Genomic DNA, 8,372 nt, shown 5'->3' on the forward strand with positions numbered 1-8,372 from the left:
ATAAAGGGGGCAAATGCAATTCTCTTTCTAAATTGCACGATTTGGAGGTGAAGATTTGTTTTATTTTATTGAACCGATATTCTGGCTTAAGTTGATTTTGGTGCTCTTGATTACGGCATTAGCATTTTATATTTTTGGTTTTCTCATGAGAAAATGGTTGAAAGTTGAAAAGAAGAAACTGTTTTCCCATAACCATGTGAATGACATGCACAAAAAAATAGATTGGACGCTTCGAATAATTTTTATCGCATTTATCATAGTAGGCGCTTTTTATAATGCAGAACGAGGCTATTTAGAAAGAATTTGGTACATAGAGCCATGGTCTTTATTAATTGGCTTAACAATTATGACGGAAGCTGTTCGAGCTTTCATGGAATGGAGATACATTCCAAATACAAACGACTATATTTTCACTTTAAGTCAGCTAGCATTTGGTGTCCTATTAGTATATACAGCGATATCAACTAACTTTTTTGGCATGGTTTAATAGAATGTAACAAACTGGAATATGGGGGGAGAAATTTTATGATGTGGAAAAAGGGTTTATCGGTTGCAGTGTTCTTATTAAGTTTCATTTCATTATTTATTTCAGTTAGATTGTTTTGGAATATGGGTCTATTTGTAGATGAATATAATTTGAGCCCGGACGTGGTCAATGGAGGAGAGTTTTGGGTTTCAATGGACTGGCTAAGATTAGTTCTATTGTTTTTGCTTTGTGTTGTATCTGGTTTAAGTATTTTTAGTAATAAGCAAAGTAATTAAAGCAAATGCAATATGTAATGAGGGGGAAGGTTCTTGGATAAGAGGGTGCAGTTTTTTGTATGTATATTATTTAGTCTGTTCATATTCACTGCATGCCAAAATAGTGCGGATCGCCAAGAAGAAAGTTCTTCTAATGACTACGAAGATGATAAGATGGTGGGAACTATATGGGAAATAAATAAAAAGGGCAATAGTGTGGTAGTTAATATTTCTGATTGGATGAAAAGAGGTAGTAAAGGTACTCACACTGATGAAGGATATTCCTACACAGCAAAGATAACGGAAGAAACAGTCATGAAGCATGAGAATGGAACAAAAGCCTCTTTTGATGAATTAAAAATAGGGCAAAAAATGCAAATCAATCTACCGATTGAGAATAATTTTGAGGTTCCACCAGAAGAAATAATTTTATTAGAAATGACTTACGAAGAAAAATATGCAAGTCTTCTCTCGCATATTGAGGGGTTTAACATTGTTTTTATGTACGAACCTGGAAAATACTTTTCTTCAAGTATGCCTGATACCGTTTATCCAGAAGTATTGAGTATATTGGAAGACACAGAACACAAAGCGGTAGCCGCATCGATAGAATACAATCCAGATTTTATTATAGATTATAAAGAAGAGCTCGGTATTGAACAATTCCCGGTAATTTTAGTGTTTGACCAGGAAGAATTTCTTTTTAAAACGGACAATGTCAAAGAATTATATGACTTCTTTAGAAAAATGAAAGAATAAGGGAACCCAGTTTGTGAAAATAATGGTACAATAAGAACGCATGTGCGATTATTTTAAAAGGGGATATTTTATGAATAAAGGGGCTATCAAACATATTCAAGCAGTATCGCTTTACACTCCCAACTTGGAGCAATCAGTAGAGTTTTATAAAACTACGTTTGGAGCAAGTGAATTGTTTCGTTCCAACCAGACGGACGGATCCAAAATGGTAGGCTTTTCATTTGCTAATGGGAATACAGAGTTTGTTTTACACGACAGTGAAAATTTTAAGGATCCTGATATCGAGGTTTTTGTAGAAGATGTGAAAGAATTCTACCATGCTCATAAGGAAAATCAAAACATCCATTGGATTCAGCCGCCGATTGAAAAGCCTTTTGGAGGACATCTTGCGGTTATGCGTACAATAGCGGATGATATAGTATTAATAGTTGTGGGACCATAATAAAATAACATGCCTTAGCTAATGCTTTACTTCAAAAAAGGAGTAGAGCATTTTTAGTGTCTACTAAATGGTTTCCTAGAGAAAAAACTTTTGGAAAATTTGAACAAAATGTAACTTGAGTGTATTTTCATCGTATAATTAAGCTAAAGCTTCTAACTCAGGTTTAAAGAGGGGTGTGTTCATGATTTTCATCCTATTAGTGTTGTATGGCATGATAGCAGGTTTTTTCATTTCAAAAAGAAAGATGAGAATGTCTCAAGCTATTATACCGATGTTAGCCTTTTCTATTCTTTCAAGTGTCGCTTTGGCTCAAAACTATACACAAAGCTTGGTACCCGAAGTTAACGATGGTATAGGAATTTCCAATTTCTTAGTTGCATTTTTATTACCAGAAGACTATTGGTCAAAAGAAATGTTTTTAGAAACATATGAATTATACCTTGGTATTTCTATTGCGCTAATTCTTTTCTATTTTATTGCTATAGTAGTTGAGAAAATTATTTTTAATACCGGAGCAAAAAAATCATAGGGGGATATGGATGAAGAAAAAGACCAGACTTTTCTTCTTGTTTACTGTAGTGTTCTTACTTACGAGTTCCTTTATTTCTGTGAAATTAAAACCTAATGATGAGGATCTTTTCCGTTGGATGGAAGAAACTTATGAGATAAAATGTCTTTATTCAAATTGTGATACTTTTGAGCTTTTGGAAGAAGGTAAAGAACCGATTATAATGCAGACAGTACGTGGGAGCTACTCACCCGGTATTTTTGTCATGGAAGTAAAAAGGACATATCGAAACTTAGAAGATTCTTCTTACAAATTAGATATCCATCTAAGAGGCTTTTTAGGAAAGTTTTCAATAAAAGAGGAAGCAATGAATAAAATATCTAAAAAATGAATGTGAAGGTAGATGACCTATTTGAGAGAGCTGTGTAGATGCGATGAAACCTATACTTTATTAGTTGAAGCGGATATAGGAGCAGATCCTATATGGTGTAAGAGATGTTATTGTAACTTTGACATAGAAGATGTTCCAATTTCAACAGAGCTTAAATCGGAATTGATGGCATGGGTCATGAAATATGGGGCGTGGATTGATTGGGGGAATGATCGTATCTCCCCAAATGGAATTGAACTTGAAGATAAACATAATATACAGGGAATAAGGCTTACAGAAAAAGTACAAAAAGAATTAGAGGGAAAATATAACGTTTCTTTTAAGCCATCTACATTTGCAAGAAAACAGGTAACCAGGAGGCAGTAATCTATTTCAAACATTCAGAGTGAAAGGGGAATAGTTTTGTTACCTATTATTACTATCATTCTTCATAGTATTTCACTAGCACTTGGTACTGTACTACTTTTTAGGTGGAATCAATTCAAAAAACGTAAAGAGAAATTATCTCTAATATTTCTATTTAGTTGCACTCTACTTAGTTTTTCCATGCTATTGTATTTTGAGTTATTTTAAAATAAATAAGACCTTCAAAATTTTGGGGAGTAGAAGGTTTCTAGAGCAAACCTCTTGAATCAAACTATAAACAAGATGACAACCCAATATTTGTAATGGTAATATTTAGTTATTATAGATAAAATTAGGATTATCTGTTAATATAATATAAAGGAGTGTTCATCATGATTAAATCAGCCAAATGGCAATTTATACATTACATAATATTCGCCGGTCTTTTTGTTATCGCTTCTTTTTCTTATATTGACTTTGTTGATCATAAAAATTCATTTTTTGGACCTACTGTCTTTTACTTTTTCATGATTATAGCTGTTTTTAATGCTGGATTAGTTACTCAAAAATATATTCAGTGCAAAAAAGAAGAAAACTAGTAGAAGTCAGATATTTCTATGTACCAGTATTATGCTTTACTTCATACAGGAGTAAAGCATTTTTCTTATTAAATAGAGAAATTAATGGAAACATAGGAGGTAAAGCTTATGAAGAGAAGGACTATCTTTTTTTACTTGATTGGTATAACTATGTTTATTTCTGCCTGTTCTATTAATAGCAAACCAGGAGAAGAGTCATTAACTACGGAATCTGAGTACGGCGAATTACTGAGCACATTTCAAGAAGAAAAAATGGAGATTGAAGTATCTACAGATAAAAATGTATATCCAAAAAAAGAAGATGAAATAATTTTCAAGATTGATAATACTAGTACAGAGTCCGTAGGTTTTGGGGTACCAATCTATGTAGAAAAGTTGAAAGGTGACAAATGGTATAAAATCCCTTATACAGAAAGACTGGCATTTACAGACAATGTTCTAGAGGTAGAACCTAATTCCCAATTTGAACAAACTATAGACCTTAGATATTTGGATTATCAACTGACAGAAGGCCATTATCGTGCAGTTAAATCCTTCTATGTAAGTGGTGAGGATATAGTTCTTGGTACTGAGTTTGAGCTTAGTGAATAACAATTTAGTTTTTTTGATGTAGTTAATCTTGGTTTAATAAAGGAAGGCTTAAACAGGAGAAAATAGGTGCGCTTTGATACTAACAAAGTATAAAATCTTATTGATTTCAGGTGCTTACTTTACGAATGAGTAAAGCCTTAAAAAGGGAGGTAGAAAAATGCTGTTTTTATGGAATCTTTCCTTCGTCGTTTCCATTTTTACTTTTATAATCGGTATCACAAAAAAGTCTTGGGTATACTTACTAACTAGTACCATTACGTTTATCCCAATAGCTCTTTATTTCATAGGTGCTAAAAATGCTTGGGCTTATGTTGGTTTAAGCCCAATATTACTTCTTATCCTCACAATAGTATTTTGGTTTATACGAAAGAAAAGGGTTGAAGTAGACCAACGCCTAGTAAGACGTTGATCTACTTTCCGTAATAGCTTATTTAGTCCATTGCAGCTATCAGTATCTCTATATTGTTTTCTGGATCGTTTACAAACCCGATAAATTTATATGCTGGACGATAATATCCTTTTGTATCGTAAGTATAGGAAACTTTTACATCTGTTAGTGTGAGTGCATCTCCTGGTTCTAAAGGATTAAACAAACTAAATTCTCCATTTTGCAATTTGTTATAAGCTTGTTGCTCAGAGATTACTTTCTCTTCTCCAGTGAATTTATTATTTTGGATATCGTACATGATATTGAAAGGTATTTCATTATTCGAAAGAGTCACAATCAGGAAGCCTTGGGAAAAATCCTCGCAGAAAGAATCTAAATGTTTGGTTTCTGGAATATCCCAACGAATAGTGGAATCATGTTGATGCTGATAAATAGCGTTAGCTGGAAGTAAATTCTCTTCTAGGAACCAGTTCTCCAACAGCTGCTTTTGTTTTTTAATATCCGCTTGTGACGTTTCCTCTCTATTTTGCTCATAAAAGCCCCAAGTTCCACTTTGCATGAAGTAGTTTAATGAATATTCTGTTCCGTTTTTATCCTCATAGAAAAATAGTCGATTTTCTCCTTCCATGCGCATGCCACCTTGCTGCTCCAGTTGGAATTGTTTTGCTACCTTCTGTGAAAAGTTTCTTGCAGCATCCAAGTTTTTAATATTTTGATTCAAATAAATACAAGCATTGGAGGAATTCTGCGACAGCTCGGTTTTTAACTGGACTTTCACAGACTCCATCGGTTGTTTTTGTGCTGGCTTATAAGGAAGATTCCCGTATTCCTGTGTTTGATAAGCGATATATCCAATTCCAAAAATGGCCACAAATAATAAAGGAATTACAAAAGCCCTTCCTAGTGCCTCCCAATGCAGCTTGCGCTTCTCAATAGACAATAGGAAAACCATGATTAGAAAATATCCAGCGATGCTACCGAGTGTATTATGGAATAAATCATCTAGCTCAAAAATACCTTTTCCAGTAACAAGTTGAAAGACTTCAATCCCAGCGGTGAAAGTGAGGGAGATAAAGATAACACGCCAAAATGATTTACATTTTGGATGAATAAAGGGTAATAGCATCCCTAATGGCAAGAACATGATCATATTAAAGATCATTAACTGAAATTCTGCTAGAGACCACTTGTTCCAAGCGCTTATATAGCCGCTAAACAGGCTCACGTTTACCTGTCCAGTATACATAGCAGGTCTGTCAGAGGTTGTCAGAGCAAATACGGTCATCACCCAACACAACAGGAAAGAAAGACTGAGGAAGGTAGCTAAGCGAAGTGGATACTTTTTCTGAAAGAACCTTCGATAGATAAAGTATCCAATTACAAAAGCAAGTACTATCAGGAAAGAAAATTTTGCATAAGGCAAAAGGGATGAAACAATCGTTTGAAAATCCATTGAAAAGCCTCCTAAGTTGTTTAGTGGGTTTAGCATATCAATATATTCTGAAGATACTAGTAGGATATTTCTTAAGATTTTCTTAAAAGGGTAAATATGGTAAAATATAATTAGGGATAACTAACTGGGGGTGAAAACGTGCATGCTACTTTTAGTGTGATAGATGCTTTATATCAGATAATGTTCTTGGCTTTTATCGCTGTAACTATTATTCTGATTGTTTCCTTGTTTCGCTATATAAAAAGTCGGAGACATCAGCTCGACAGAATGGAAAGAATGCTCGAGGATTTAAATAAAGAAATAAAGAAAGAAGTTTGAAACAGGGAAACATGATGATTGTTAGTTAAAGTGGAGGATTGTTGAAATTGATTTTAGGAACTGGAATTCGCTAATACTTTTAGGAACACTATTAAATCTTATGAGTATCGCTTTTGCTTTTAGCTTGGACTTTGGTCCCTTTATTGCTATTGCAGGGATGTTTTCTTCCTTATTTTCTTTCTTTTATACCGATAAATTTACAAACATTAAGATATTTCTTCTTGGGGTTAACTTAATTCTGTTTTGTATTATGGTAGGAGGGGGATGCTGATGGTGTTCCTATTGTAGCCTTCGGTGGTTTTATCATTTCACTATTTTCCTTAAGGAAAACGAAGAAAACGGTGGAATGAAAAATGATGTTGGAAAGTTTTTTATGGATCATAGTTTGCTAGTACAGTAATAGAGAGAAGGTATAGATTTAATGGTGTGTAAAGAAATAGCTTTTCCTGTAAAACTAAAAAAAGATGACGAAGAATTTGGCGTTCATTTTCCCACACTCCTACCAGATCATGGTTTTACGTGGAGCAGGATGCGAATGCGCTGCATTGCTACATGAGATTGGATTTATTGATCATCAACTGTTTGATTTGAACTTTGAAGTTTATTGGCTTGATTTCGCTTTTAAGTGATAGTAAAAAGGCCAGTAAATGAATAGTCACCTTTTCACTAGACAAATGCAACTTTTTATTATATACTAAGTTTAATGAGATTGTATATAAGAAAAACAAAAATTCACCTATTACAAAGAGTATTCGTGTCTTATTTGGAACTTTTTGTAATATGTGAATTTTTTCTTTGGAAAGAAATCGTTTCTTATTAAATACGATTAATGGAGGTCATTTATATGACACAAGGTACAGTAAAATGGTTTAACGCAGACAAAGGTTTCGGTTTCATCGAAGTTGACGGCGGAGAAGATGTATTCGCACATTTCTCAGCTATCCAAAGTGAAGGCTTTAAATCACTTGAAGAAGGTCAAAAAGTTGAGTTTTCAGTAGAAAACGGCCAACGTGGACCACAAGCTGCAAACATCGTAAAACTTTAATTTTTAGGATGTAAACATAAAAAGAGGTATCCTTTCATCAGGATGCCTCTTTTTTTCATAGGCGGTAAGTTTCTAAACGTAGTCTATTATCGTCGCTATTACTTGTTTTGTCCTACTTATCCTAGCGACGAGTGGAGGCAGAAGAGGATTTTGATAGTTTTGTAGAAAAGGTAAAAGAGATAGTAGATTGTTAGTAATCAATAAGCATCGTAGCATTACATAATGTTTATAATTCATTGGTTAAGTTAGACAGAATGGAAAGTATCCTCCACGAACTTCATAAGCAACTTAAAAGAGAGGCTGACTGACAGCTAATTCATTAATACACTCAAATTAATCAGAAAAGAGCTTAAATCATTTTGAAATGATATATTTATTTAGACGAAAGTCCAGCAAGCAGTGGTTAGTATCGGTTATCGAGATCGAGGAGGGGAAGAGGCTAATTTTTACGTGCAGAAGCATACGAATGTGCTGCATTGCTACTTAAGATTGGATTTATTGATAATCAACTGTTTGATCTGAAGTTTGAATGGATTGCCAAGGTAATTCTGGATAGTGCTTGTCCAAGTTATAGTCAAAGAGGAAATGCATCTTCAAGTTTTTGGACTTGATCTCCCTTTTTATATGATAGTAAAAAGGCCAAAAATGAATAGTCATCTTTTCACTAGACAAATGCAACTTTTTATTATATACTAAGTTTAATGAGATTGTATATAAGAAAAACAAAAATTCACCTATTACAAAGAGTATTCGTGTCTTATTTGGAACTTTTTGTAATATGTGAATTTTTTC

The 8,372-nt window shown here is 33.7% G+C and carries 14 protein-coding genes; 12 read left to right on the forward strand and 2 right to left on the reverse strand.

Going from position 1 to position 8,372, the window contains the following annotated elements; genetic code table 11:
* The first annotated feature begins 55 nt into the window (after positions 1 to 55).
* From AC1ECF_RS11790 to AC1ECF_RS11835, 10 genes are all read left to right on the forward strand, one after another.
* Positions 56 to 487, forward strand: a complete 432-nt coding sequence (locus AC1ECF_RS11790) for a DUF4181 domain-containing protein (protein ID WP_480389616.1) — start codon at positions 56 to 58, stop codon at positions 485 to 487.
* 38 nt (positions 488 to 525) lie between these two features.
* Positions 526 to 762 carry a hypothetical protein gene (locus AC1ECF_RS11795; protein WP_480389617.1) on the forward strand — a complete coding sequence of 79 codons (237 nt, stop codon included), beginning with the start codon at positions 526 to 528 and terminating at the stop codon, positions 760 to 762.
* A gap of 33 nt (positions 763 to 795) precedes the next feature.
* Entirely contained in the window at positions 796 to 1,500 is a 705-nt protein-coding gene (locus AC1ECF_RS11800) for a hypothetical protein (protein WP_480389618.1), read from the forward strand.
* 70 nt (positions 1,501 to 1,570) lie between these two features.
* Positions 1,571 to 1,942, forward strand: a complete 372-nt coding sequence (locus AC1ECF_RS11805; protein WP_480389619.1) for a VOC family protein — start codon at positions 1,571 to 1,573, stop codon at positions 1,940 to 1,942.
* Positions 1,943 to 2,123: 181 nt separating this feature from the next.
* Positions 2,124 to 2,471 carry a hypothetical protein gene (locus AC1ECF_RS11810; RefSeq protein ID WP_480389620.1) on the forward strand — a complete coding sequence of 116 codons (348 nt, stop codon included), beginning with the start codon at positions 2,124 to 2,126 and terminating at the stop codon, positions 2,469 to 2,471.
* Between the two features lie 10 nt (positions 2,472 to 2,481).
* The gene (locus tag AC1ECF_RS11815) at positions 2,482 to 2,841 is read left to right on the forward strand and encodes a hypothetical protein (protein WP_480389621.1); all 360 of its coding nucleotides are present in this window, start codon (positions 2,482 to 2,484) and stop codon (positions 2,839 to 2,841) included.
* 12 nt (positions 2,842 to 2,853) lie between these two features.
* Positions 2,854 to 3,207 (forward strand): hypothetical protein, encoded by a 354-nt coding sequence (locus AC1ECF_RS11820; protein ID WP_480389622.1) that lies wholly within the window; start codon positions 2,854 to 2,856, stop codon positions 3,205 to 3,207.
* 371 nt (positions 3,208 to 3,578) lie between these two features.
* Positions 3,579 to 3,785: a hypothetical protein gene (locus AC1ECF_RS11825; RefSeq protein ID WP_480389623.1), complete on the forward strand. Its 207-nt coding sequence runs from the start codon at positions 3,579 to 3,581 to the stop codon at positions 3,783 to 3,785.
* Between the two features lie 108 nt (positions 3,786 to 3,893).
* Entirely contained in the window at positions 3,894 to 4,376 is a 483-nt protein-coding gene (locus AC1ECF_RS11830; RefSeq protein ID WP_480389624.1) for an immunoglobulin-like domain-containing protein, read from the forward strand.
* Between the two features lie 157 nt (positions 4,377 to 4,533).
* The gene (locus tag AC1ECF_RS11835; RefSeq protein WP_480389625.1) at positions 4,534 to 4,785 is read left to right on the forward strand and encodes a hypothetical protein; all 252 of its coding nucleotides are present in this window, start codon (positions 4,534 to 4,536) and stop codon (positions 4,783 to 4,785) included.
* Between the two features lie 22 nt (positions 4,786 to 4,807).
* On the opposite strand, the gene AC1ECF_RS11840 is transcribed toward AC1ECF_RS11835, so the two are convergent.
* Positions 4,808 to 6,217, reverse strand: a complete 1,410-nt coding sequence (locus AC1ECF_RS11840) for a VanZ family protein (protein WP_480389626.1) — start codon at positions 6,215 to 6,217, stop codon at positions 4,808 to 4,810.
* Between the two features lie 138 nt (positions 6,218 to 6,355).
* On the opposite strand from AC1ECF_RS11840, the gene AC1ECF_RS11845 reads away from it, so the two are divergent.
* Positions 6,356 to 6,535 carry a DUF4083 domain-containing protein gene (locus AC1ECF_RS11845; protein ID WP_480389627.1) on the forward strand — a complete coding sequence of 60 codons (180 nt, stop codon included), beginning with the start codon at positions 6,356 to 6,358 and terminating at the stop codon, positions 6,533 to 6,535.
* 844 nt (positions 6,536 to 7,379) lie between these two features.
* Positions 7,380 to 7,580 (forward strand): cold-shock protein, encoded by a 201-nt coding sequence (locus AC1ECF_RS11850; RefSeq protein ID WP_480389628.1) that lies wholly within the window; start codon positions 7,380 to 7,382, stop codon positions 7,578 to 7,580.
* Positions 7,581 to 8,075: 495 nt separating this feature from the next.
* Here the strand turns inward: AC1ECF_RS11850 and AC1ECF_RS11855 are convergent.
* Positions 8,076 to 8,372: hypothetical protein (locus AC1ECF_RS11855; protein WP_480389629.1), on the reverse strand; the 297-nt coding region annotated here is incomplete at its 5' end.

The sequence above is a fragment of the Psychrobacillus sp. Z3-81 genome (assembly GCF_056620325.1).

Excerpts from the sequence above, each read along its gene's own strand:
- AC1ECF_RS11795 (WP_480389617.1), top strand. The coding sequence starts at position 526 with ATGATGTGGAAAAAGGGTTTATCGGTTGCAGTGTTCTTATTAAGTTTC.
- AC1ECF_RS11805 (WP_480389619.1), top strand. The coding sequence starts at position 1,571 with ATGAATAAAGGGGCTATCAAACATATTCAAGCAGTATCGCTTTACACT.
- AC1ECF_RS11810 (WP_480389620.1), top strand. The coding sequence starts at position 2,124 with ATGATTTTCATCCTATTAGTGTTGTATGGCATGATAGCAGGTTTTTTC.
- AC1ECF_RS11815 (WP_480389621.1), top strand. The coding sequence starts at position 2,482 with ATGAAGAAAAAGACCAGACTTTTCTTCTTGTTTACTGTAGTGTTCTTA.
- AC1ECF_RS11820 (WP_480389622.1), top strand. The coding sequence starts at position 2,854 with ATGACCTATTTGAGAGAGCTGTGTAGATGCGATGAAACCTATACTTTA.
- AC1ECF_RS11825 (WP_480389623.1), top strand. The coding sequence starts at position 3,579 with ATGATTAAATCAGCCAAATGGCAATTTATACATTACATAATATTCGCC.
- AC1ECF_RS11830 (WP_480389624.1), top strand. The coding sequence starts at position 3,894 with ATGAAGAGAAGGACTATCTTTTTTTACTTGATTGGTATAACTATGTTT.
- AC1ECF_RS11835 (WP_480389625.1), top strand. The coding sequence starts at position 4,534 with ATGCTGTTTTTATGGAATCTTTCCTTCGTCGTTTCCATTTTTACTTTT.
- AC1ECF_RS11840 (WP_480389626.1), bottom strand. The coding sequence starts at position 6,217 with ATGGATTTTCAAACGATTGTTTCATCCCTTTTGCCTTATGCAAAATTT.
- AC1ECF_RS11850 (WP_480389628.1), top strand. The coding sequence starts at position 7,380 with ATGACACAAGGTACAGTAAAATGGTTTAACGCAGACAAAGGTTTCGGT.